The 25404-nt window shown below is 37.8% G+C and carries 19 protein-coding genes; 16 read left to right on the top strand and 3 right to left on the bottom strand.

The window, feature by feature from the left end; genetic code table 11:
* Positions 1 to 2: 2 nt before the first annotated feature.
* A complete protein-coding gene (locus KO505_RS11490; RefSeq protein ID WP_216055588.1) occupies positions 3 to 860 on the bottom strand; it encodes a MurR/RpiR family transcriptional regulator in 858 nt (285 codons plus the stop codon).
* A gap of 330 nt (positions 861 to 1190) precedes the next feature.
* Between KO505_RS11490 and zwf the strand changes: the two genes are divergently transcribed.
* The 7 genes from zwf to KO505_RS11525 all read left to right on the top strand — a co-directional run bounded on the left by zwf (position 1191) and on the right by KO505_RS11525 (position 8612).
* Positions 1191 to 2660 carry a glucose-6-phosphate dehydrogenase gene (zwf, locus tag KO505_RS11495; protein ID WP_216055589.1) on the top strand — a complete coding sequence of 490 codons (1470 nt, stop codon included), beginning with the start codon at positions 1191 to 1193 and terminating at the stop codon, positions 2658 to 2660.
* A gap of 66 nt (positions 2661 to 2726) precedes the next feature.
* Positions 2727 to 3425 (top strand): 6-phosphogluconolactonase, encoded by a 699-nt coding sequence (pgl, locus tag KO505_RS11500; RefSeq protein ID WP_216055590.1) that lies wholly within the window; start codon positions 2727 to 2729, stop codon positions 3423 to 3425.
* A 23-nt stretch (positions 3426 to 3448) separates the two neighbouring features.
* Complete coding sequence (gene edd, locus KO505_RS11505) at positions 3449 to 5266, top strand: phosphogluconate dehydratase (protein ID WP_216055591.1); 1818 nt, start codon at positions 3449 to 3451, stop codon at positions 5264 to 5266.
* A gap of 26 nt (positions 5267 to 5292) precedes the next feature.
* Positions 5293 to 6246: a glucokinase gene (locus KO505_RS11510; protein WP_216055592.1), complete on the top strand. Its 954-nt coding sequence runs from the start codon at positions 5293 to 5295 to the stop codon at positions 6244 to 6246.
* Between the two features lie 55 nt (positions 6247 to 6301).
* A complete protein-coding gene (locus KO505_RS11515) occupies positions 6302 to 6943 on the top strand; it encodes a bifunctional 4-hydroxy-2-oxoglutarate aldolase/2-dehydro-3-deoxy-phosphogluconate aldolase (RefSeq protein WP_216055593.1) in 642 nt (213 codons plus the stop codon).
* A gap of 185 nt (positions 6944 to 7128) precedes the next feature.
* Positions 7129 to 7329, top strand: a complete 201-nt coding sequence (locus tag KO505_RS11520; RefSeq protein WP_216055594.1) for a DUF4177 domain-containing protein — start codon at positions 7129 to 7131, stop codon at positions 7327 to 7329.
* Positions 7330 to 7529: 200 nt separating this feature from the next.
* Positions 7530 to 8612 (top strand): hypothetical protein, encoded by a 1083-nt coding sequence (locus KO505_RS11525; protein ID WP_216055595.1) that lies wholly within the window; start codon positions 7530 to 7532, stop codon positions 8610 to 8612.
* A gap of 162 nt (positions 8613 to 8774) precedes the next feature.
* On the opposite strand, the gene KO505_RS11530 is transcribed toward KO505_RS11525, so the two are convergent.
* Positions 8775 to 9629, bottom strand: a complete 855-nt coding sequence (locus KO505_RS11530) for a D-hexose-6-phosphate mutarotase (protein ID WP_216055596.1) — start codon at positions 9627 to 9629, stop codon at positions 8775 to 8777.
* Between the two features lie 126 nt (positions 9630 to 9755).
* Positions 9756 to 10763 carry a type I glyceraldehyde-3-phosphate dehydrogenase gene (gap, locus tag KO505_RS11535; protein WP_216055597.1) on the bottom strand — a complete coding sequence of 336 codons (1008 nt, stop codon included), beginning with the start codon at positions 10761 to 10763 and terminating at the stop codon, positions 9756 to 9758.
* Positions 10764 to 11015: 252 nt separating this feature from the next.
* On the opposite strand from gap, the gene malQ reads away from it, so the two are divergent.
* The 9 genes from malQ (at position 11016) to KO505_RS11580 (ending at position 25392) form a co-directional block, all read left to right on the top strand.
* The gene (gene malQ, locus KO505_RS11540; RefSeq protein ID WP_216055598.1) at positions 11016 to 13229 is read left to right on the top strand and encodes a 4-alpha-glucanotransferase; all 2214 of its coding nucleotides are present in this window, start codon (positions 11016 to 11018) and stop codon (positions 13227 to 13229) included.
* 111 nt (positions 13230 to 13340) lie between these two features.
* Positions 13341 to 15533, top strand: a complete 2193-nt coding sequence (gene glgB, locus KO505_RS11545) for a 1,4-alpha-glucan branching protein GlgB (protein WP_216055599.1) — start codon at positions 13341 to 13343, stop codon at positions 15531 to 15533.
* Between the two features lie 21 nt (positions 15534 to 15554).
* Positions 15555 to 17588, top strand: a complete 2034-nt coding sequence (gene glgX, locus KO505_RS11550) for a glycogen debranching protein GlgX (protein ID WP_216055600.1) — start codon at positions 15555 to 15557, stop codon at positions 17586 to 17588.
* Between the two features lie 150 nt (positions 17589 to 17738).
* The gene (gene gndA / locus KO505_RS11555) at positions 17739 to 19262 is read left to right on the top strand and encodes an NADP-dependent phosphogluconate dehydrogenase (RefSeq protein WP_216055601.1); all 1524 of its coding nucleotides are present in this window, start codon (positions 17739 to 17741) and stop codon (positions 19260 to 19262) included.
* 119 nt (positions 19263 to 19381) lie between these two features.
* On the top strand, positions 19382 to 19777 hold the full coding sequence (msrB, locus tag KO505_RS11560) for a peptide-methionine (R)-S-oxide reductase MsrB (protein ID WP_216055602.1): 396 nt from the start codon (positions 19382 to 19384) through the stop codon (positions 19775 to 19777).
* A gap of 227 nt (positions 19778 to 20004) precedes the next feature.
* On the top strand, positions 20005 to 21453 hold the full coding sequence (locus KO505_RS11565; RefSeq protein ID WP_216055603.1) for a glyceraldehyde-3-phosphate dehydrogenase: 1449 nt from the start codon (positions 20005 to 20007) through the stop codon (positions 21451 to 21453).
* Positions 21454 to 21615: 162 nt separating this feature from the next.
* Positions 21616 to 23577 carry a TonB-dependent receptor gene (locus KO505_RS11570; protein ID WP_216055604.1) on the top strand — a complete coding sequence of 654 codons (1962 nt, stop codon included), beginning with the start codon at positions 21616 to 21618 and terminating at the stop codon, positions 23575 to 23577.
* A gap of 99 nt (positions 23578 to 23676) precedes the next feature.
* The gene (locus KO505_RS11575) at positions 23677 to 24174 is read left to right on the top strand and encodes a redoxin domain-containing protein (RefSeq protein ID WP_216055605.1); all 498 of its coding nucleotides are present in this window, start codon (positions 23677 to 23679) and stop codon (positions 24172 to 24174) included.
* 90 nt (positions 24175 to 24264) lie between these two features.
* Positions 24265 to 25392, top strand: a complete 1128-nt coding sequence (locus KO505_RS11580) for a M14-type cytosolic carboxypeptidase (RefSeq protein WP_216055606.1) — start codon at positions 24265 to 24267, stop codon at positions 25390 to 25392.
* Positions 25393 to 25404 lie beyond the last annotated feature (12 nt).

Raw genomic sequence — 25404 nt, forward strand, 5'->3', positions numbered from 1 at the left:
CCTTAACTCAGGTTTTCTTTCTTTTCGAAACGAGAAGGTCTTAATGAATCTTTGACCTTTTTCAGGTTATCTCTAAATTTAGGGCCTCGACGTAAAGTGAAACCTGTCGCTAAAATATCGACAAGGACTAGCTGTGCAATACGCGATGCCATTGGCATATACAAGTCAGTATCTTCAGGTACATCAGAGCTAATACACATATTACATTCTTTACCAAGTGGACTGTCTTTAGCGGTTAATCCGATGACGGTAGCGTCATTTTGACGGGCTATTTGAGCAATCTCAACCAATGGCTTAGTACGACCGGTATGGGAAAAGATAACAACAACATCGCCGTCAGTACTATTAATACAGCTCATTCGTTGCATAACGATATCTTCAAAACAGTTAACCGGAACATTAAAACGGAAAAACTTATTAAGTGCATCTTGCGCTACCGAGGCTGATGCCCCTAGGCCAAAAAACGATATTTTCTTGGCCTGAGTTAATATATCTACCGCACGATTAATTTGACCAATATCTAAATTACGGTGTGCGATATCAAGTGCCGCCATCGTTGATTCAAATATTTTTGCGCAATATTCGTCAGGACCGTCACTTTCATCCACATGGCGATTAACATAAGGCGTACCATTTGCTAATCCTTGTGCTAAATGTAATTTAAAGTCAGGAAAACCTTTGGTATCGAGACGTCGACAAAACCTATTAACCGTTGGTTCACTCACATCGGCCACTTTTGCTAACGTTGCAATGCTTGAATGAATTGCTTGTTCTGGATTTGCAATGATGACTTCTGCTACTTTTCTCTCAGATTTACTGAAAGTGGTAATTTGAGAATTTATTTTTTCAAGAATATTCATTCTTTGTCCTTAACTTTTACTAAGCTAACTCATTAATTTAGTTATTTATGTAGCGGATTTTAGGTAAAAAAGGCTATCATTTTAGTTTTTATTTTAAGACCCTAATCTTGATGTTTAAACATAGGGCAGTAAATAACGAGTTTTGAACAGGTTATGTTCAGCATTAGAATGTAATTACAAGTTAAAAACAACAATATAAGTTAAAAATTTACTAAAAATGTAAAAAAATTACATAATTTAGGTTTACATGCACCGATATAGTTAGTTAGCATTGGAAACATGTAGTTAAATTACATCTTAATCATTAAAGTTTGTTTATTGGAGAATCTAATGGCCACAAATATAAGTCATAAGCCATGCGATTTAGTGCTGTTTGGCACTAATGGTGATTTAGCACGCCGAAAGTTATTACCTTCGTTGTATCAATTAGAATTAGCTGGGTTACTTGCTGAAGATACCAAAGTAATCGGTGTTGCCCGTCAAGCTTCTAGTGACGAAGAATACAAAGCCGCGGTTGTTGAAAGTTTAGAACGTTTTATTAAAGAAGACCTAAATGAAGCGGCTAAAGAAAAGTTTATTAATAGATTAAGTTACTGCCAGGTCGATATGACCAACCCTGAAGATTATAAGGGGATTGCAGAATTAGTTGATTTAGAAAGCAGAACAATGGTGAATTACTTTTCGACACCACCGTCTGTTTTTGGTGATATCTGTAGCGGATTAAACTTCGCTGGCCTAGTGGTTGATGAAACCCGTGTTGTGGTTGAAAAGCCAATTGGACATTGTTTAGAGTCGTCAAAAGTCATCAATGACAAAATTGCAGAATACTTTAACGAAAACCAAATTTATCGTATTGACCATTATTTAGGTAAAGAAACCGTTTTAAACCTGTTGGTTCTTCGTTTTGCTAATGCCATTTTCACCAACAACTGGGATCACGAATGTATTGATCATGTTCAAATTACCGTTGCTGAAGAGGTTGGTGTAGAAGGGCGTTGGGGTTATTACGATGACGCAGGTCAAATGCGCGACATGGTACAAAATCACTTATTACAAATTTTATCATTGTTAGCGATGGAACCACCGGTTGATGTGAGTGCCGACAGTATTCGTGATGAAAAATTAAAAGTATTAAAAGCCTTACGTCCAATTACAGAACAAAACTATCAACAAAAAACCGTTCGTGGTCAATACACGTCTGGTTTTGTAAATGGTAAGTCTGTACCTGGCTATTTGGAAGAAGAAGGGGCTAACACAGAAAGTAAAACGGAAACCTTTGCTTCTATCCGGGTCGATATTGATAACTGGCGTTGGGCGGGTGTGCCATTCTACTTACGTACAGGCAAACGCTTACCAGTTAAAGGAACTGAAATTGCGGTTCACTTTAAAAAGTTACCACACAACATCTTTAAAGATACTTATCAAAATTTACCAGCTAACAAGTTGATCATTCGTCTTCAACCGGATGAAGGTATTGAAATTCATTTATTGAATAAAGTACCTGGATTAGGTGAGCAAATGGACTTACAACAAACTAAGCTAGATTTAAGTTTTTCAGATACCTTTAAAACGGCACGTATTGCCGATGCCTATGAGCGTTTAATATTAGAAGCTATGTTAGGTAATCAATCACTGTTTGTTCGTCGAGATGAAGTTGAAACCGCATGGACTTGGGTTGATGGGATCTTAGACTCTTGGAATAGCTCAAATGAATTACCAAAACCATACTCAGCTGGTTCTTGGGGGCCTGTTGCGTCAATTGCCATGTTAGCTAGAGATGAACGTGAGTGGGATGAATAAGCCTCTCACGGCTCGCACTTTACTTTTTTAAAAGTAGTTAGCAATTTAAAAAGCAACGGACCAAATATGAAAGCACAAGTAAATAAATTCGAGAACTCTACGTTATTAAATGAAGCGTTTTCTCAAGAAATAGCCGACAAACTTCAAGCCGGTATTAATCAAAATGGCAGCGCCTCTTTATTAGTGTCTGGTGGTAACACACCAAAACCTATGTTTTTAATGTTAAGTAACAAAGACATTGAATGGAATAAAGTCAACATCGCATTAGTTGACGACCGTTGGGTTGATCTGACTGATCCAGCTTCTAACGAAGCTATGGTAAATGAAGCGCTATTGATCAACAAAGCCAGTGCCGCTAATTTTATTGGAATGAAAACAGAACATGACAATGCCTTTGATGCAGAGTCTGCGGTAAGTGATAAATTTAAAGAGGTTAAACGTCCGTTTGATGTTGTTATTCTTGGTATGGGGGAAGACGGTCACACAGCGTCTATTTTCCCTTGTTGTGCTCAATTAGAAGAAGCATTAACCACCAATAAAGACATTATGGCCACAGAGCCAACAACTGCACCTCATCAAAGAATGACCTTTACTAAGACTGCTTTGTTAAATTCAAAACAGTTATATCTGCATTTAGTAGGTGAAAGTAAAGAAGCCGTATTATTAGACGTTGCCGCAGGCAGCGACGAGAAACAAGCGCCAATACGAGCGTTTCTAAATCAGTCAAATGTGCCTATGTCAGTAATGTTAGCCACAACAAAATAACTTGATTTAGTTTGGAGAAAGTAATGAATTCAGTAATACAAGAAGTTACAAATACAATAATTGAACGCAGTAAAAAAACGCGTGCTGCTTATTTAGCTAAAATCGAAAAAGCACGTTTAAAAGGCCCACATCGTGGCGTACTTTCTTGCGGTAATTTAGCACATGGCTTTGCAGCATGTAGCCCACAAGAAAAATCGGATTTAACTCAACTTACTAAAGCTAACGTTGGCATCATTTCTTCATATAACGATATGTTATCTGCACACCAACCTTATGAAGTTTATCCAGCAAAAATTAAAAAAGCCGTTGAAAACGTAGGTTCAGTTGCTCAGTTTGCTGGCGGCGTACCGGCTATGTGTGACGGTGTTACCCAAGGCCAACCGGGCATGGATTTAAGCTTAATGAGCCGTGACGTTATTGCAATGAGTACTGCAATTGGTCTATCTCATAACATGTTTGATAGCGGCGTTATGTTGGGTATTTGTGACAAGATTGTCCCAGGACTCGTCATGTCGGCATTAACATTTGGTCATTTACCATTTGTATTTATTCCTGCAGGCCCAATGGAGTCTGGTATTCCAAATAAAGAAAAAGCTCGTATTCGTCAATTGTACGCTCAAGGTAAAGTTGGTCGTGACGAGTTATTAGAGTCTGAATCTAAATCATATCATTCAGCTGGTACTTGTACGTTTTACGGAACGGCTAACTCTAATCAATTAGTTGTTGAAATTATGGGGTTGCATTTGCCAGGTTCATCATTTGTTAATCCGGGCACAGAATTACGTGACGCATTAACGGACGCAGCATCAGTACAAGCCACTCGTATTACAGACTTAGGTACAGAGTACCGTCCAATTGGTCATATTGTTGATGAAAAAGCAGTGGTAAACGGCATTGTTGGTTTATTAGCAACCGGTGGTTCAACTAACCATACTATGCATTTAGTGGCGATGGCGAAAGCCGCAGGTATTTTAGTTAACTGGGATGACTTTGACGCATTATCATCAGTTACTCCTTTATTAGCTAAGATCTATCCAAATGGTCAAGCGGATATTAATCACTTCCAAGCTGCCGGCGGCATGGCATATTTGATCAAAGAATTGCTACGTGGTGGTTTATTACATAATGATGTAATGACGATTTGTGGTGAAGGCCTAGATAAATATACCCAAGAGCCTGTGGTACGTGACGGCAAATTAATGTGGGTTGATGGTCCAACTAAATCATTAGATGATGAAGTTTTAGCAACAATTGAACAACCATTTAAAGCAGACGGTGGTTTATCAGCATTATCAGGTAACTTAGGCCGTGCGGTAATTAAAACGTCTTCTTTACGTGCAGGTAAAACAACCGTTAAAGCACCTGCGGTTGTATTTGAAAGCCAACATGATATCGACGCTGCATTCCAAGCGGGTGATTTAGATAAAGACTGTGTGGTTGTTGTTCGTTATCAAGGACCAAGAGCGGTTGGTATGCCAGAACTTCATAAATTAACGCCACCGTTAAGTGTATTGCAAGACAAAGGGTTTAATGTAGCTTTAGTGACAGACGGTAGAATGTCAGGCGCATCAGGTAAAGTGCCAGCTGCTATTCATTTATATCCAGAAGCATTAGATGGCGGCTTAATCGCGAAAGTACAAAATGGCGATATTATCGAAATCAACGCAGACAAAAATATAGTTCAACTTCATGTAAGTGAAGAAGAGTTAGCTAAACGTGTTGTGACCGTTAAAGACTTAACGGAAGATCGTGAAGCTATGGGCCGTGAGTTATTTAATGGTTTACGCCAAGTAATGACAACGCCAGAAGAAGGCGCTTCTTGCGTTTTCCATGATGCGTAATTAGATCTCTGTATTGGACGTAAATTATGACTATTAAAGCGTTAGTTGCTGATATCGGCGGAACCAATATCCGCCTTGGTATGGCGGATATGGAAACACTTTCTATATCAAATATTTTGACTTACCAATGTAAAGATTTTGACAATGTAGATGGCGCAATTAGCCAGTACAAACAAGATTCTAAACAAGAGTTTGAATATGCCTGCTTAGATGTTGCCTGTCCTGTAGTAGGGGACGAAGTGAACTTAACCAATAATCATTGGTGTTTTTCACAAGCCGCAATTACAGAGCAGTTTGGTCTAAAGAAATTAATTGTTATTAATGACTTTACTGCTATTGCTATGTCGGTGCCAAACATAGCCAAAGACAAATTAGTTCAAATTGGCGGACAAGATGCGCTTCCAAATGCACCTATTGCTATTTTTGGTGCGGGTACTGGCCTTGGCGTTGCAAATTTAATCCATGCCGAAAATAAATGGATACCTATTGGTGGCGAAGGCGGTCATGTTGACTTTGCACCAATAGACAGTGATGAAATAGGCGTGCTTAAAGAGCTACAAAAGAAATATGCTCGTGTATCTGCAGAGCAAGTATTGTCTGGTTTAGGTTTAGTGCAAATTTATCAATCTCTTTGTGCCATCAACAAACAAGATGCAAAACAATATGAACCTGCTGACATCACCCAACACGCAATTGCTGGGACAGATGAATTAGCAGTTAAGACGTTAGATGTATTTTGTCGTATCTTAGGTAGTTTTGGCGGTAATTTAGCCCTTACATTAATGACCTACGGTGGTGTATTTATTGCCGGTGGCGTTGTACCAAGATTTATTGAATATGTTAAAACAAGCGAATTTAGAGCTCGTTTTGATGCAAAAGGACGTTTTGGCAAGATCATAAAAACGATCCCTGTATACGTTGTAACGGAAGAACAACCGGGATTAATTGGTTGCGCGGCATATTTACAGCAAGAAATTTAATTAAGGTTCCTCATAGGAACAACCTCATATTAGAAAGGTTTAAAAGGGTTTTAAAATGGCAGAACGTAATTGGTTAATCGACTCAGCTGAAGTATTTGCAGCAGGTCCAGTAGTCCCAGTATTAGTTATTGAAAATGTAGAAGATGCGGTTCCAATTGCGGAAGCATTAATGGCCGGTGGTATTAAAGTATTGGAAGTGACTTTACGTACTAAAGCGGCAATTGATGTTATTCGTGAAATTGCGACACATTGCCCAGACGCTATTATTGGTGCTGGTACTGTAACTAATGCAGCTCAACTTAAGCAAGTAACAGAAGCTGGCGCTAAGTTTGCTATCAGCCCTGGTTTAACGCCTGACTTATTAGATGCTGGTAACGCTGGTTCTATATCGTTAATTCCGGGTATCGCATCAATTTCCGAGTTGATGATAGGACTAGATAAAGGTTACTCGCACTTTAAATTCTTCCCTGCAGAAGCATCTGGTGGCGTTCAGTCGTTAAAATCAATTGGTGGTCCATTCCCAGATGTTCGTTTTTGCCCAACAGGTGGTATTAACCCTGGCAATTATAAAGACTATTTAGCGTTATCAAATGTAATGTGCTGTGGTGGTTCTTGGTTATGCCCAGATGACATTATCAAAGGCAAACGTTGGTCAGAGATCACTGAACTAGCTAAAAAGGCAACGGCAGGCGTATAAAAGCTTCTTCTTTTTATTTTTATAAAATAACCAGCTTAGGCTGGTTTTTTTGTATCTAAATGAATGTTCTACACCGGTTAATACATATGAAAGATAATAAGGACAAAAAAGAATAGAAATCGGTGCGTTAACGACAAAACTCATGTAGTTTTAATAAGGTACCGTTATTAATAGGAAGCGTTAAAATGTGGGAATATAAAATTATAGATTCAGATAATGCAGAAAAGGGGGGCTTCTTAAAAGGAAGAACGGTTGAGCAGGCTGAGGCTTATTTAAATAGTCTAGGTGCTGAAGGTTGGGAGATTATAGATATTGATTTTCATATGGATCCTATGATGCCTGGTGGGCCAACCCACTTTCATGGCATTGCCAAACGAGCCAAGTAATAAAATGCCGTAGTGTAACGGGTTAAGCAGTTAATAGTTAAACGTACTATTTTTCACGATGAAACTATTTATCTTATTTCCGAAATTCGAAACTTATCGTTGATATTTACCCTATTGAAATAGTCAGTTATTATCCCGTTATAAATAAGAAAAATTATAAGTATTATATGGACATACCTTTGCGTATTTTAAGGGCGGCTGTGAAAGTTCGTCGCATTTTCAGAGTCATCAACCCGCTCCCATTCTTAGTTAATATTAAAACGCGATTTGTTAAATTTTGGCGTGTACTTAATTTTGCCCAACGTTGTTACTTTATTTCAGTGCTTGTAGCTTTACTGCTAATGTTCAACCTTGAAGAAGAAAGCTCTGCTGACCCACTTTTTGCTATTAGTTTATTATTTGCCGTTGTTGCGTTACTTGTTGAGTTTTGGCCTAAGTTTGTCATCATTTGGCACCATTTACTGGGTAAAACCATTATTGTTATTTTTTACGCAATTATGGCCAATTTCGCATTAGCTAGTGCCGCGGGCATGGTCAATGAAGTCGCCGGAGTTAGTTCTAACATCTTGCCTTATAGCCATAATATGGCATTAATATTAAACATCCCTACTTGGTTTATGTTAACAAGCGTTTTAGCTCTGGTTGTTATTCAATTATTTATCCCGTTTTATTTAATATTACTTTTATTATTGAAACCATTTGGATTACACGGTATTTGGCACCAAAAAGAATATCGTTTTGTGTTTACCACTGCAATGATCCGATATATCTGGTGTTCTGTATTATTAATAACTACGGTTGTCTTAAGCATAAATAATGGCTTTATCAATCATACTACACCTGTGTTTGGTTCAGTTGTTGAAGGTTTTGTCAGTGGACATAAATACGCCAAAGCAGAGGGCTCCAGTAAAAAGGATGTTACTAGTATTAACGATATTGTTGAGCTAAAAGATGATAAAGCAAAGTCTATTGAAGAGAAACTTGATGAAGTTAAGGATGATACGCCATCATTCCTAAGTGTTAATCTTGCAGATGATGATTTATCAAACCAGATCTATCAAAAAAGTCTTGCCGTCGAATTAACGTTAAAAAAATTACTAGCAGAGTTTATCTATTATTATGAGACTGATAGTTATTCAAGGTGTGAACATCCAGAGAATACAAAAGTCGTGGAATTGAATGATTATCAATTATTATTGATGCAAATTGATGAGAATGAAGCCATCGGATACAAATTTACGGTGATAGCGTGTAACAGTCCTGGCATCGGTTTGAAAAACTAAGTCGTTTATTTAGTGAACGACAATTGATCATTAAAAATTCTGATAAACGGACAGCAAAATTTGTTTATCAGAATCTATATAAAATTTGACTATGAGCTAATCAATTATAAACTTTACAGCTTACAGCTTACAGCTTACAGCTTACAGCTTACAGCTTACAGCTTACGGCTTAATCAACTGCACTAACTTATGAGCTTGTTGAGGTTGCAAGACTAAACCTTGAGTATTGGCCATCTCAATACAGATCATATTGGAATAACCTTGATCATCAAAATCCACCATGTTTTTAGCATTTTCTTGCCATGGATTCCAAACTACTATGGAGTCGTGTCCTTGACCTAGAATATCCATGTTTTTATTACCGTTGAGCAAAGTGACTTTATCTTGTGCGGTTAAATATACGCGATCAGTGTGTTCGGTTATAACGACATCGCCGTCTTGAATCACTTCTGCGGCATTATCTAGTTTGTCTAAATAGCGGATTTGATTTAAACCAAGTACTTTATGGTCGTTAACGTTATCAAGAGCAAAATAAGTATGTATGGCTTGCGATAATGGTTTTGCTTCAGTTGATGTATTTGTAGTTGTTAATTCAATTGATACGGTATCTGCAAAAACATAACGCACCTGAACATCCAACCCTAGTGATTGGCTTAGTTCTTTTGTTAAGTTTGGCTGCATAATCATTTCAACACTCGTATCTGATTCTACAACATTTATTAGCGACCATGGAACAGAACGAATATAACCATGTTGCGGTTCACCAACAAAATCACCTTGTGCAGGGCCAAACCAAGGCCAGCACAAAGGAACGCCTCCTCTTATAGGTTTGCTGCCATCTAAAGGTGAAGATTCAGACAGCCACAATAAATTTTGTGGTTCATTTTGGTTATCTTTAGGAGTAAAACTCAATAATTGCCCACCAAACTCTGAGATTGTGGCGGCGAACTTAGGATGTTCGATTTTGTAATAAACACACGAGTTAAGTGTTTCTTTACTAACAAATTGGTTGTTCATGTTTGCTCTTATTTTCTCTGGTATTAATTGGGAGAGGGCGATGAAACGCAGTAAAACAAAAAAGGTGGCCATAAGCCACCTTTACTAGATTGAAACAAGAGCAAACTCTTATTCCTTAAACACAAGTTACTTCATTAAAAGTACAGCGTTGTCTAACATGCGGTTTGAGAAACCCCATTCATTGTCATACCAGCTCATTACTTTAACTAAACGACCAATAACGCGTGTTTCTGTCGCATCAAAGTTTGAAGAGTAAGGGATGTGGTTAAAGTCTACAGATACTAAAGGCTCGTCATTTACTGCTAATACTTCAGCTAATGGACCGCCAGCGGCAACCGCTTTACGAATAGTTTCGTTAACTTCTTCAACCGTTGTGTCTTTCTTAGCAATAAACGTTAAATCTACAAGCGATACGTTTAATACTGGAACACGTACTGATAAACCGTCAACTTTACCTGCTAACTCAGGAACCACTAAACCTACAGCGGCAGCAGCACCTGTTTTAGTTGGGATCATAGACATTGCCGCTGCACGAGCACGACGTAAGTCTGTGTGATATACGTCACTTAAACGTTGGTCATTAGTATAAGCGTGGATGGTATTCATCAAACCTGATTCAATACCAATCTCGTCATTTAACACTTTAGCAAACGGTGCAAGACAGTTAGTTGTACAAGATGCGTTTGAGATTACCGTCATATCAGACGTGATGTCTTCGTGGTTAACACCGTAAACGATAGTTGCATCAACACCTTTAGCAGGAGCAGAGATGATAACTTTTTTCGCGCCCGCATCAATGTGTGCACTTGCAGCGTCTTTCGATTGGAAAATACCTGTACATTCAAAAACAACGTCTACGTTTAATTCTTTCCAAGGTAAGTCAGCTGGGTTTCTTTCTGACGTTACTTTGATTAAATCACCATTAACAGTAATAGTGTCATCTGTATTTTCTACTTTAGCGTTAAAACGACCGTGTGCCGTATCATATTTTAAAAGGTGAGCATTAATATTAGCATCGCCTAAATCATTAATTGCTACGATTTTTAAATCGTAATTTTTTTCTGATTCATACAAAGCTCGTAATATATTTCTACCAATTCTTCCAAAACCGTTGATTGCTACGCGAATAGTCATAGTTATACCTGTTAATGATGTTATACAATTTCAAATTGGTAATAAAATTACATCCATTGAGTCATAAAGTAAAGTAAAATGGCAAATAAATAAGGGGAAGTTTTTTTATGCAAACGTATGTAGTGGTAAAGGACGATAAAGTGCTTTTATAGTTACCCCGAAAGTAAATACAATTGAGCTAATCAATAAATCATTGAAAGACAATTTTCTTTAATGGTTTTGCCAAATTCGTAGTCGTTAATAGGAATAAGAATGCACGCTTCTTTAATTGAACATTTAGTTCAAGCCCGCGGGATAGAGTCCGAATATACAGATGCATGGGGTAAACAATCTTTCATAAAGTCTGAATCAAAACAGAAAATATTAGCGGCTATGGGTTATCCAATTGATGACGAAGACGCTTTAGTTAATATGGTTAATGCTGAAACAGAAGCGTCTTGGTTTACTATTGTTGAGCCAGCATCGATTTACCGTCAAGGTCAACACAACGTTTTACACTTTAAATTACCAATTGATTTTGCCAACGATGAACTGCATATCGTTATTAAGCAAAATGGTAAAATCTGCAAGAAGCTAAAATTTGTTCCAATAGATCAAGAGTTACTCGGTGCATTTGAAGTCCGAGACATGGAAATTCAACATTATGCATTACCTGTCGATTTTGATTTGGCGATTGGTTATTACCAATTAGATTTATTAGAACCGGGTATTGAAGAACCACTTGGCTCAGGGTCATTGATCATCGCGCCAGAGTCTTGTTATAAACAGCCGGCGTTGGAACAAGGTAAAAAGTTATGGGGTCCTAGCGTACAACTTTACTGTGTTCGCAGTAAACATAATTGGGGCGTTGGTGACTTTTCGGATTTAAAATATTTAATTGAAAAAGTAGCACAACGAGGTGCTGATTTTGTTGGATTAAATCCAATACACGCCTTGTATCCTAATAACCCGGATTCTTGTAGCCCATATAGTCCATCGTCGCGTCGTTGGTTAAACGTCATTTATATAGATGTGCAACAAGTGACGGGTTACGAAGAATGTTTAGTAACACAAAAACTGGTTAATTCAGACGCGTTTCAAACTCAACTTAATGCTGCCAAGTCCGTTACCGAGGTTGATTATGCTTCTGTGATGGATTTAAAGTTAAAAGCACTAAAACCGCTTTATCAACATTTTGTTAAACATGAAATCGCAAACAATTCAGACCTTGCTAAAAAGTTTGCTGAGTTTAAATTAAATGGCGAGGAAAGTTTAATACAAGCGGCAACCTATGACGCGATACAAGATAAGTTTAAAGCCGACGGTCGTTTCATTGGTGACAATTGGGGTTGGCCTGTATGGCCACAAGAGTTTCAAGATTACGACTCAGCCACCGTTGTTAAGTTTAAACAAGATAATGCCGAATTAGTCGATTTTTATGCTTATTTACAATTTGTTGCTTTTACTCAACTAGAAGAAGTCAACGAGTTCAGTAAAGCACAAGGTATGGCCATGGGGACTTACCGTGATTTAGCCGTTGGTGTCAGTGAAGGCAGTACTGAAATTTGGGCAAATAAAGACTTATATTGTACTGACGTCAGTGTCGGCGCTCCACCAGATGTATTAGGTCCGTTAGGCCAAAGCTGGGGTTTACCACCAATGGATCCTATCAAGCTTTATCAACAAGGTTATCAACCGATTATTGATCTATTCCGTTCTAATATGCATGCCTGTGGCGCATTACGAATTGATCATGTTATGGCATTATTAAGATTGTGGTGGGTTCCAAAAGGCGACACCGCAAAAGAAGGGACTTATGTTTATTACCCTGTTGATGAATTGCTGGCGATACTTGCATTAGAAAGTCATTTAAATCAATGTTCAATCATTGGTGAAGATTTAGGTACAGTGCCTGAAGATATTACGGGTAAGCTGCAAGAGAACGGAATTCACTCTTACAAAGTATTTTTCTTTGAACAAGCGGCTGATGGTGGGTTTTATTCACCAGAACATTACCTTGAGCAATCAATGGCCACATTAACCACGCATGATATGCCAACTTTAATTGGCTATTGGCACTGTAAAGATTTAGAGCTTGGCAAAGAGCTTGGACTGTATTCAGGTGATGAGTTAATGCAAAGCTTATACGGCGACCGTATTAGAGATAAACAAGCCATTTTAAATACCTTACATGGTCATCATTCAATACCAGAACATATCGGTCACGACGCAAATACAGTGGGGATGACACAAGAATTAAATTACGGTATGCAAATTCATATGGCAAAGGGACAAGCCGCTTTGTTAAGTTTACAGCTAGAAGATTGGTTGCAAATGGACAAACCGGTTAATATTCCAGGTACGAGTGATGAATACCCAAATTGGCGTCGTAAATTAACTATGGACTTAGAAGACATATTCAGTGTTAATGAAATAAACCATTTAACTGATGAATTAACCAAAGCCAGAAAACAAGCGTCAAAATAAATACAAATTAAGATAGATAAATTTGATTTAAATAGTTAATACTAAATATGGTTTTTAGTATTAACTTTGTTTATTTGTTCACTATGTTTTTAATCACAAACAGGATCTAAGATGAACCCAAGTGAGTTAGCCAGTACATTATCTAATGCCAATGTTACCAATCCGTTTTCTTATTTAGGTTTATCTGAAAATACCCAAGGCAAAGGGCTCATTGTTAGGGCATGGTTCCCTAGTGCCACCAATGTTGAGTTAATCGAATTTTCTAAAGATCGAAGTTTAGGTCAATTAACACAAGTTGAACAAAGTGGTTTATTTGAATTGGTATTACCAAGAAGAAAAAATCATTTTAATTACCGTTTTAACGTAAGTTATGCCGACAGCTCAAATGTGGTGATAGACCCATATCAATTTAAGCAAGATGCATTTTATGCTGTTCATTACCTTTCCCACCAACCAGAGAATATATATCAACAATTAGGTGCACAGTTAACCCAATTAACTGTTGGTAAAAAAGTATTGAATGCCACTCGTTTTGCTGTTTTTGCCCCTAATGCTTCCACATGTAGTTTAATCGGCGACTTTAATCATTGGGATGGTCGTCAATTACCAATGGAAAAAACACAATGTGGTCACTTTGTCATAGTGGTACCAGAGCTGGAGGCCGGTGTTAAGTATAAGTTTGAACTCAAAGATCAACATGGTCACAACTTACCGCACAAATCAGACCCGGTCGGTTTTTACCAAGATCAGTACCCGTCATTTGCCTCTATTGTTTATGATCATAATGAATATCAGTGGCAAGATGAAAAGTGGCTAACTCGCAAAGAACAAGACTATGTGCATAAGCCTATGGCTATCTATGAGGTGCATTTAGGTTCTTGGCGCATGAAAGAAGTGGATGGCGAATTTGTACCGCTTTCTTATCTTGAAATGATTGATCAGCTTATTCCTTATGTAAAAGAAATGGGATACACCCATATTGAAGTGTTACCAGTATCAGAACATCCATTCACTGGCTCTTGGGGTTATCAACCAACCGCTATGTTTGCTCCGACCTCTCGTTTTGGTGACCCTGATCAGTTTAAGGCATTTGTTGATGCCTGCCACCAAAGTGACATTGGTATTATTATCGATTGGGTTCCAGCACATTTTCCAGAAGATCCGCACGGCTTAGCACGTTTTGATGGGACTCATGTTTATGAATATGATGATCCACGTAAAGGCTGGCATCCTGATTGGAATTCGTGCATTTACGACTTTGGTAAAGACACCGTTAGACAATTTTTAGTATCAACAGCCTTGTACTGGTTGGATAAATTCCATATTGACGCACTACGCGTAGATGCAGTCGCTTCGATGTTGTACCTAGATTATTCTCGCGAAGATGGAGAGTGGATACCTAATGTAGACGGTGGCAATCATAACTATGAAGCCATAAGTTTATTACGTTGGATGAACGACGAAGTTCATAGTAAACATCCAAATGCGTTAACCATCGCAGAAGAATCTACGTCATTTCCAAAAGTCTCTCATCCTACCCAATACGGTGGTTTAGGTTTTGATTTTAAATGGAACATGGGGTGGATGCATGACTCATTAACGTATGTGAGTAAAGATCCGGCTTACCGTAATTATCATCATAACGACATCACTTTTGCCATGGTATATAACTACGATGAACATTTTGTGTTACCAATTTCTCACGATGAAGTGGTACATGGAAAAGGCTCGTTATTAAGAAAAATGCCGGGTGATGAATGGCAACAAGCGGCAAATCAACGGTGTTATGCTGCGTTTATGTATGCCCATCCGGGTAAAAAATTAAACTTTATGGGTAATGAAATCGCACAAGTAAAAGAGTGGGATCATAACTCCAGCATTAATTGGCATTTGTTAGCGAATGAAAAACATCAAGGTATGCAAAACGTTTATAAAGATTTAAATCATTTATATTGTGAACATGCGCCATTACACCAGTTAGATCATGAACACGCAGGGTTTGAATGGTTAGATCACCAAGATGCAGAACAAAGTGTATTAGCGTTTGCCAGAAAAGATAAAGACGGTAACGAAATCATAGTGATCAGTAACTTCACACCAATTCCACGTGATTATTATCGTGTAGGTGTGACGAATCCTGGGCGATATAAAGTATTATTAAATTCAGATAGTGAATACTACTGGGGCAGTAATTATTCGACAGGACTTGAGCTCGTGACCGAATGTATGGGCTGGCAGGGCAAAGAGCATAGTTTGTTAATTAACTTGCCGCCTCTCTCAACCTTATATATCACGCTAACGTAACTCAGTGTAAATAGGTTATTAATGAATAACGAATTAGCGATACAAGTCGACTCCGGCGACGCAAAGTGGTTAGGTGTAAATAAAAAAGACGGTGGATTTAATTTTGCTGTTTATGCACCAGATGCTAAGCGCCTATTTATTCATTTCTTTTTACCAGATACGGAAGAGTTTATCACCCGTATCGAAGCCGATAACCGTACCGGTAACGTATTCCATTGCCATCTCACAGGTATTGATGAAACTTGGGTTTACGCATTACAAGTAATTAATAAAGATGAAAATAAAGCATTAACCACCAGTGAAAAACTTCTAATAGACCCTTATGCAAAATCGTTTAATCGTCACTTAGTATGGAACCAAGATTTATATCAAGATAATAGCCCGTTTTTTATTGCAAAATCCCACTTAACACTCGCCGAATTTGACTGGCAAAATACCTCGAAACCAAACATCAAAAACAGCGACACCATTTTATATGAGACACACGTAAAAGGGTTTACTCAGCAATTAAACAGTATTCACCCCGAACTCAGAGGTACTTATTTAGGACTAGCTGAACCTGAAGTTATTGACTATTTAAAACAACTAGGCGTGACTAGTGTTCAATTAATGCCTGTATTTCACTTTATGAGTGAACCTAGATTAGAACAGTTGGAGTTAACCAATTATTGGGGATATAACCCAGTCAATTTTTTTGCACCAGACCCTCGTTATGCCGTCAGTGATGCGGTGACAGAATTTAAAACCTTGGTACGTGAATTTCACAAAAATGACATTGAAGTTATATTAGATGTGGTTTTTAACCATACAGCAGAAGCTGATGAAAATGGTCCGTTAATTAGTTTCAAAGGGTTAGCCAACTTTGATTTTTATTTGAATACTGAAGGCGATTATAAAAAAAGTTTTGCCAACTACACGGGGTGTGGCAACACAGTAAATGCTGATAACGATTACGCCCTTAAAATGATCATGGACTCTTTGCGTTATTGGCTGACAGACATGCAGGTAGACGGATTTCGTTTTGATTTAGCTGCAACCTTAGGCCGCAATGGTGAACGCTTTAATCAAGGCTGTGCTTTATTTAGGGCCATGAAACAAGACCCAATTATATGCCGAGCTAAATTAATAGCCGAGCCTTGGGATATAGGCCCTCAAGGATATCAGCTTGGTAATTTTCCGAACTATTGGTTAGAGTGTAACGACAAATACCGAGATGGATTAAAGCAGTTTTGGCGTGGTGATAAAGGGTTAGTTGCCGAAACCGCTAGTCGGATTTTAGGATCAAGAGACATCTTTAGAAAAGGCAAACGCAGTCAAATAACGTCAGTAAATTATATAGCTTATCATGACGGTTATACTTTACATGATCTTGTGAGTTATGAGCAAAAACACAACTTAGCCAATTTAGAAGACAACAGAGATGGGCATGGGGCGAATTACAGTTGTAATTACGGTGTAGAAGGGCCGACAACGGATCAAGATATTATTGATAAGCGTGAACAACAAAAACGTAATTTGATGGCCACCTTGTTATTCTCGCAAGGAATCCCGCATTTGTTAGCCGGTGATGAACGATCTAGAACACAAGGCGGTAATAACAACGCATATTGTCAAGATAACCCAATTAGCTGGTTAAATTGGCAAATGTCTGATTTGCAGAATAAATTTTATAAATTTACCCAATATTGCATTCAACTCAGAAAGCAGTATCCAGTATTAACCCATTGCCTGTTACCAGATGATGATTATCATTATAGTGCCATACATCACCACGTTTATTGGATTCGGCCAGATGGCGAAACCAAACAAGTTGACGATTGGCATGATCACGATAATCAATGTTTGGCCTTAGTTATGGCGGACGATGATCAAAAATATAAAATGTTATTGTTGTTAAATGCATCGGATGAAGATTCGGTTTATCAAATCCCAAAAAGTAGTAAAAAGACCTTGTTAATTGATACTGAACTAGACCTATTAAGCCCAATCATAAAAACGGAAGACAGCTATAAACAAAAGGCTCACAGCCTAAGTTTATGGCAATTAGATTATTAAAAAATCAATTTTTTTAGAATAAATAAGCAAGTGCAGAATAATTTATAATTTATAATTTAAGTTATTTGGTAGGAACTTAAAGGTGAATTCTGTATAATCCGCGCCAAAATTGCACTTGCACCATTATTGAAACTAAGAGAAGCTAATTGTATGTCTGACAACGCTATTTTATGTGATATCGGTTTTATCGGTTTGGGAGTTATGGGGAAAAACCTAGCTCTTAATTTAGCAGACAATGGTTACACCATTGCCGCTTTTGATTTGGATACTGAAAAAGTAGCCAGTGCAATAAAGCAAGACGAATTGGAAAGGGGTGATAACCCACAACGAATTTTCCCTTGTACTTCTTATACAGAATTATTATCTAAACTAACATCTCCACACCTTGTTATTCTTTCCGTTCCTGCAGGCCGTCCTGTTGATGACGTATGTCATAAATTAATTGATGCAGGCATTCAGGCAGACGACATCGTTGTTGATACCGGCAATAGTTTGTGGACAGACACGGTAGAACGTGAAAAGAACTTTGAAGGTAACTTCTTATTCTTCTCAACCGCAGTTTCTGGTGGTGAAGTTGGTGCGCGTTTTGGTGCTTCATTAATGCCAAGTGGTGACCGTTATGCTTGGACTCGTATTGCCCCAATGTTCAAAGCCATCGCCGCTAAAGTGGATGATGCAACAGGTAAACCTATAGAACGTCATGAGCCTGGTAATCCAGTGATCGAAGGCGAGCCATGTGCGACTTACATTGGCGAAACAGGCTCAGGCCATTATGTGAAAATGGTTCACAATGGTATTGAATATGCTGATATGCAATTGATTTGTGAAGCTTACAATATTATGCGTACTGGTTTAAACATGACACCAGTTGAGATTGCAGCCATCTTCAGAAAATGGAATGAAGGCGAGTTACATTCTTACCTTATTGAGATCAGTGCCGAGGTTTTAGAGCATATTGACCCAGATACGAATCAACCATTAGTTGATATCATTCTTGATAAAGCTGGCCAAAAAGGTACAGGTTTATGGACAGCAGTGAGCTCTTTACAAATTGGCGCACCTTCTCCAACTATTACGTCTGCGGTTTATGCGCGTGCGTTATCAACGCTAAAAGGCGAACGTGTTGTTGCATCAAAAGTACTAGCGGGTCCAGATCTATCTGAATTTAATTTAGATAAAGATGAAGTTATCGCGCAATTACATGATGCATTATATTGTTCTAAAATTTGTGCTTACGCGCAAGGTTTCCAATTAATGAGCATGGCTGGTAAAGAACACGGCTGGAACTTAGATTTTGCTGGTATTGCAAAAATTTGGCGTGCTGGTTGTATCATACGTGCAGTATTCTTACAGTCTATTACGAAAGCTTATGAGCGTGATGAAGAGTTATCTAACTTATTAATCGACCCGTTTTTTGCCGGGCAAATTGCTAAGTACCAAACAAATTGGCGTCGTACTGTCGCTAACTCGTCATTAATGGGTATTCCTGTTGGTGCGTTTTCTTCAGCGTTGGCATATTACGACTCATACCGTAGTGAAACCTTACCAGCAAACTTGTTACAAGGTCAGCGCGATTTCTTTGGCGCGCATACTTTTGAACGTGCTGATAAGACCGATGGCAAAATGTACCACGTTGAATGGAGCCAAGCGGCTCGTCCAATCGTTAAGGTGTAGTTTTTATACGCCTTTATAAAACCATATCAACGGATATGGTTTTTTTTTGCCTGTAAACTATTGTAGATAAGTTACAGTGGACTAACACTAATAGAACAATTGTTAAAAGCGAGACAAAAATGGACAAAGTAACTAAATCAGAACAAGAGTGGCAAGCCGAATTAGATGAAGAAACCTATAGAGTAACAAGGTTGAAGGGAACCGAACGTCCATACACAGGCAAGTATTTGGACCATAATGAACAAGGCCAATATGTATGTGTGTGTTGTGGTTCTCAATTATTTAATTCAACTCAGAAGTTTGATTCTCATTGTGGTTGGCCGTCGTTTGATCAAAGCATTGAGGGAAGTGTTGAGTATCATAAAGACTTAACCTTAGGCATGGTAAGGGTTGAAATTACCTGTGCCAAATGTGACGCGCATCTAGGTCATATATTTGAAGATGGCCCAACAGAAACTGGTAATCGTTACTGTGTTAATTCAGTGTCACTTACCTTTGATGATGGCTCTAAATAAGAAAATAGTCTGTAAAAACTTGGATTTAGTTACTTTTAACGAGTTGTATTAATAAACTAGTGAGCTATTTGTCAGTCTTTTGTAATGGTTTAAATCCACTTTTTTAAAATTCTGTAACTAAAGTTGTAGTATTACATTTAAACTTACGAAAAAATAATTTACAATGCGCCCGCACTTGAGGTGAACACCTTAACCTTGTGAATTAAATTATTATAAAGGCTGATGTAATGACGTTAACTCCTGAACAAACTTATCAAAAAAGTTGGTTAGAAAGACAAGAATTTGCAGATCGCATGCAACCACTAATTGGTATGTTGTATCGTGGTCGAGGAATAGAAATTTGTATTTATGGTCGTCCACTTGTATCAGCATCTGCTATCGATATTATCAAGGCTCATAAAACGGTAACTAAGTACGAGAGCACCAAACTTAGAGTTCGTGAAAGTTATGAATTTTTAGAGATCCTTTCGGGATTAAATTTAAACCCTGCAAAAATTGATTTAGGTAAGTTGGCCTTTGGTTACATATACAAAAACAAAGGTGAAGGGCTTTCAAAAGAAGAATACTTAAAACGTGAATTGGCTGATATTTTAGACCAAGATGGACACCCAGAACCTCAAGATGTTGTGTTATACGGATTTGGTCGTATTGGTCGTTTATTAGCACGTTTGTTAATCGAAAGAAATGGTCCTAATGCGACATTACGTTTACGTGCCATCGTAGTTCGTGGCGGTAAAGACGGTGACTTAGAAAAACGAGCAAGTTTATTGCGCCGTGACTCTGTACATGGACCATTTAATGGCAGCATTACCGTTGATACTAAAGCTAATGTCATTAAAGCGAACGGTTCTTACATTCAAGTGATATACGCAAACTCTCCAGATAGCATAGATTACACAGATTATGGTATTGATAATGCCTTAATTGTTGATAATACAGGTATTTGGAAAGATGAAGATGGTTTAGGTTTACACTTAAAATCCAAAGGTGCAGCGAAAGTATTATTAACAGCACCAGCTGGTGGCGAGATTAAAAACATTGTATATGGTGTAAATCACACTGATATCGAAAGTGACGATAAAATCGTTTGTGCAGCTTCGTGTACAACCAATGCAATAACGCCGATACTAAAAGCGATCAATGATGAGTATGGGATTGATAACGGACATGTTGAAACGGTTCACTCTTATACTAATGACCAAAACCTAATTGATAACTTCCATAAAGGTGAGCGAAGAGGCCGTGCGGCTGCGTTAAACTTAGTATTAACGTCAACGGGTGCGGCAAAAGCGGTATCAAAAGCACTACCAGAGCTAAAAGGTAAGTTAACTGGTAACGCTATTCGTGTTCCAACGCCAAATGTGTCTATGGCAATAATGAATCTAAATTTAGATAAACCTACATCAGAAGATGAGTTAAACAAGTTCTTACTGGATGTGGCGTTACATTCTGAGCTGAGAGATCAAGTTGATTACACGAGTTCTACTGAGATTGTTTCTACGGATCTTGTTGGTAACCGTTATGCAGGTATTGTGGATTCAAGAGCCACGATCGTACAAGATAACCGTGCAGTATTGTATGTTTGGTATGACAATGAATTTGGTTATAGCTGCCAAGTAGTTCGCGTTATGCAAGAAATGGCGGGTATTAAATATCCATCGTTGCCAACTACTTAATCTTGATAACATAAAACATAATTTTAGAAGGCCACATTTTTGTGGCCTTTTTTATTGCGCTTTTATTTTGATAAAATTAATGATTTGAATAGGTAATTACGATACCGTTGTTCATTGTGTTTTAAATTTCTACCAATCCACATAAAGAGAAATTCAGCGTTAATGTTTAAATTCAATTCAATCATCTTGTTGTCGCTTGTTGTAAGTCAAACTGTATTGGCCAATGAAGCACAAACTCAATCTGTGTTAAATCAAGCAAGTCACGTTTTTGATCAGCAACAGATTAAAAGTCACGGAGTGACTAACGTATATAATTTATTAAATTTTGTTCCTGGGTTTCAAGCAGTGATGACCAGCAATAATTCGGCTCATACCCAATTACAAGTGCGTGGCGTGGCTGCCGATTCTGGCTATGTCGTGCTGATGGTTGATGGCGTTAAACTGAATACCTTATTAATAAATGACGTATTGATGGGCTCGCCTTATTTTGATTCAACGTTAGCGCAAACGGTGGAAATATACACAGGACCGAATGCGGTTCGGTTTGGTAATAATGCAGCTTTAGCGGTGATCAATATCATTACTAAAAAGACTAACCGCCTTTCTATAGCGGGTGGCGACTTTAACCATCAGAATGCATCTGCAAGTTTATATAGAAATACTGGTTATGGTGAGTTCTCGTTTTTTATTATGGACACGCAAGGTGACGGCCAACAATATGCTTCTGACAATATACCAAGTGCAAGTTATGTTTTAGGTAAGGATTATATTAACCAACCTTACAAACATGATCAGTTCAGCATCAATTGGCAGTTAGGTAATTACGTTTTACATTATTACAGTGAAGAACATCAACAAGATGGTTTTTTGAATAATCAAAGTTACCATCAAAATAATCAATTTAACTCGACAAATCGCTTTATATCGAATCAATACCAATATCAGCTAACAGACCAATTTAATGTTAATGCAGAATTAACTTATGGAGAGTCAGAAGTTAAATCTGTGGCTCGAATAGACGAAGCTGGAATTAGACCATTCTCTGAAGATTATTGGTTTGGCCCTAACTGGTCCTCGCGTAAATTGGATTTTAATTTAATGACCAATTATACATGGTCAGATACCTTATCATTTGAATTTGGTGTTCAATGGCAACAACAAGAACAAGATAAAGCTGGGATAGTAACTTCGCATTTAACTCCGGATGGACAAGACAGTTTACCGTTAGATTTGTATTATCTTGACGCTATACAGAGTGTCACTGAGTACGGGCCCTATACAAACTTATTACAGAGTATTGAAAGCCACGGGATATTCAGTGGTATGAGTTGGCAAATGAGTCCGATAGATCATGTGTCAGCGGGTATTCGTTTAGAGCGCAACCACGGTTTTGCCGATGATGTGTCTACTCATATTGGTTACAACCGAATTTTAAATCAAAAAAGTCATGTTAGTGTTGAATATTCAGAAGCATTTCGCGCTCCTAATTTCATAGAACTGTTTTCACAAGATCCCTATTTACATGGCAATGAGAGTTTGAAACCAGAGAAAATACGATCTTATCAATTAAGTTACGATTACACAGAACAAGATTGGAATGCCACAGTAACGGCGTTTTATCAGCAACAATCAAAAGTCATCGCTTTAACATTTCCGGATAGCAGCCAACGTCGTTTTTATAATAATCTAAACAATAAAGATATATTCGGTTTGGAAGCAAAAGGGGATTATAAGCTCAATCAACATATCAAACTACAAGGTACATTAACCCATTATTTTAATGATACCTACGAACAAGCGTTTCAAACATTTGCTACTTTGAGTTTATTATCTCAGATCAACCGATTTACAATTGGGGTTAATAACATATTACGCTCAGCTGTAGACCTAAAAGCAGGACTCGATTCTAGTGATTTTGCATCAACAGGGTTTAATCAAAACGCTACTTATTTGGTGAATGCTGTAGTTAATTATCAACTAGGCCGAAGTATATTATTGTCTTTGAAAGCCGAAAATGTGTTTGATCAGTCGCATAAGGTTTATGATCCAAGCCAAACAGACAATCAACTTTATGTGCCACAACAAACAAGATTTGTTTCATTTACATTAACTTATGAATTTTAATATTAATTATAAAAGTCTTGAATGAAATACATGAACGTCCGGTCTTATCACTGTTAACCCTGTAAATAGGCTTTATAGTCCTAAGGTATTTTTAGTCACATGTTAAAAAACTTAACCGTTCAAGCCCTTATTTTTATCGCTATATTTAATCTTATTAGTTGGTTTAAAGAGTCGAGTTTGTTGTCCACTTCTGGCGATATTAAAGCGCCAGAGTTTGAATTAATGGACATTAATAACCAAAAAGTCACGTTAGCGTCATTGTCTGATAAACCTACGTTATTATTTTTTTGGGCACCTTGGTGTTCTGTATGCAAATTAACCATGCCCAATGTACAAGATTTTTACCAAAGTCATTCCGAGCAATTTAATGTGGTATCTGTTGCGTTAAGTTTCCAATCACCTGACGAAATAGTAAATTTCATGCATCAACGCGAATACAGTTTTACAACCTTATTAGGCAATGCTGATGTGTCTCAAGATTATAAGATACAAGCCTTTCCAACCTATTATGTGATTGACACAGACGGAATTGTGGTAAATAAATCTTTAGGTTACAGTACTGAAATTGGCATGCTACTTAGGTCGATGATTTTATAAGCAAAGTATCATCAAATTACGGTTTACGACTGGTTTCTAGTGGATTTTATGTGATAGTCTTGACCGGATAACAAGTTATGAGATCAAACCATGAAAATTAGTAGTAATTTTGATAGCGGCAACATTGAAGTTGTTAGCTTAGACTCAACCTCTGACATTCAGTTAAACATTTCAAAAGACAATAATTCAGATTTTTATCAGTGGTTTCATTTTAAAATTGAATCTACCGCAGGTGAAGAACACCAGTTCAGAATTCTAAACGCTAAACAATCGGCTTATCCTGATGGGTGGCAAGATTATAGAACTATGGCTTCGTATGACCGTGAAACTTGGTTCCGTATTGATACTTGTTATGAAGACGGTGAATTGAAATTTAATCATATTCCTGATTTTGACCATGTGTTTTATGCTTATTTTGTTCCTTATTCCTATGAACGTCACTTAGATTTAATTCATAAATCTCAACTCGCTCCCGATACTCAGCTTATTACTTTAGGTCAAACTATTGATGGCAGAGATATGTCTTTGTTACAAATTGGCCAAGAAGCTGAAGGTAAAAAGAATATCTGGATAACGGCACGCCAACACCCTGGTGAATCTATGGCTGAGTGGTACGTAGAAGGTTTATTAGAACGTTTATTTGACCACGACGACGCTGTGTCACGTTTGTTATTAGATAACGCAGTATTTTATGTTGTGCCTAATATGAACCCAGATGGTTCTGCTCGAGGACATTTAAGAACAAATGCGGTTGGTACTAACTTAAACCGTGAGTGGCTAGAACCTTCTTTAGATAAAAGCCCAGAAGTTTTTTACGTTAGACAGAAGATGCTCGAGACGGGTGTGGACATGTTTTTAGATATCCATGGTGACGAAGCAATTCCATATAACTTTGTTGCTGGTTGTGAAGGTATCAAAAGCTATGATGCACGTCATCAAGCTTTAGAAGAGACTTTTAAAGCGGCTTATGCTTCAGCCACACCAGAGTTTCAAGATGTTCATGGTTATGACAAAGATGAACCTGGCCAAGCATTACCAACTGTTGGTGCGGCTTGGGTTGGCGAACAGTTTAAATGTTTGTCTTATACCGTAGAAATGCCATTTAAAGATCATAATGATGCTCCTGATGCGTTTTATGGTTGGAACGATGTTCGTTCTGCTAAATTTGGCGCAGATGTATTAACTGCAATATTAGCGGTAGTTAAAAAATTACGCTAAAACAACTTTCGA

It is taken from the genome of Psychrosphaera sp. F3M07 (assembly GCF_018860345.1).
Classification (GTDB): domain Bacteria; phylum Pseudomonadota; class Gammaproteobacteria; order Enterobacterales; family Alteromonadaceae; genus Psychrosphaera; species Psychrosphaera aquimarina.

Bases quoted from the DNA above. Each gene is read 5' to 3' on its own strand.
- msrB (WP_216055602.1), top strand. From the start codon at position 19,382: ATGGACAAAGTAACTAAATCAGAACAAGAGTGGCAAGCCGAATTAGAT.
- KO505_RS11515 (WP_216055593.1), top strand. From the start codon at position 6,302: ATGGCAGAACGTAATTGGTTAATCGACTCAGCTGAAGTATTTGCAGCA.
- gap (WP_216055597.1), bottom strand. From the start codon at position 10,763: ATGACTATTCGCGTAGCAATCAACGGTTTTGGAAGAATTGGTAGAAAT.
- KO505_RS11565 (WP_216055603.1), top strand. From the start codon at position 20,005: ATGACGTTAACTCCTGAACAAACTTATCAAAAAAGTTGGTTAGAAAGA.
- glgX (WP_216055600.1), top strand. From the start codon at position 15,555: ATGAATAACGAATTAGCGATACAAGTCGACTCCGGCGACGCAAAGTGG.
- zwf (WP_216055589.1), top strand. From the start codon at position 1,191: ATGGCCACAAATATAAGTCATAAGCCATGCGATTTAGTGCTGTTTGGC.
- pgl (WP_216055590.1), top strand. From the start codon at position 2,727: ATGAAAGCACAAGTAAATAAATTCGAGAACTCTACGTTATTAAATGAA.
- edd (WP_216055591.1), top strand. From the start codon at position 3,449: ATGAATTCAGTAATACAAGAAGTTACAAATACAATAATTGAACGCAGT.
- KO505_RS11570 (WP_216055604.1), top strand. From the start codon at position 21,616: ATGTTTAAATTCAATTCAATCATCTTGTTGTCGCTTGTTGTAAGTCAA.
- malQ (WP_216055598.1), top strand. From the start codon at position 11,016: ATGCACGCTTCTTTAATTGAACATTTAGTTCAAGCCCGCGGGATAGAG.
- KO505_RS11530 (WP_216055596.1), bottom strand. From the start codon at position 9,629: ATGAACAACCAATTTGTTAGTAAAGAAACACTTAACTCGTGTGTTTAT.
- KO505_RS11575 (WP_216055605.1), top strand. From the start codon at position 23,677: ATGTTAAAAAACTTAACCGTTCAAGCCCTTATTTTTATCGCTATATTT.
- KO505_RS11510 (WP_216055592.1), top strand. From the start codon at position 5,293: ATGACTATTAAAGCGTTAGTTGCTGATATCGGCGGAACCAATATCCGC.
- KO505_RS11520 (WP_216055594.1), top strand. From the start codon at position 7,129: ATGTGGGAATATAAAATTATAGATTCAGATAATGCAGAAAAGGGGGGC.
- KO505_RS11580 (WP_216055606.1), top strand. From the start codon at position 24,265: ATGAAAATTAGTAGTAATTTTGATAGCGGCAACATTGAAGTTGTTAGC.
- glgB (WP_216055599.1), top strand. From the start codon at position 13,341: ATGAACCCAAGTGAGTTAGCCAGTACATTATCTAATGCCAATGTTACC.
- gndA (WP_216055601.1), top strand. From the start codon at position 17,739: ATGTCTGACAACGCTATTTTATGTGATATCGGTTTTATCGGTTTGGGA.
- KO505_RS11490 (WP_216055588.1), bottom strand. From the start codon at position 860: ATGAATATTCTTGAAAAAATAAATTCTCAAATTACCACTTTCAGTAAA.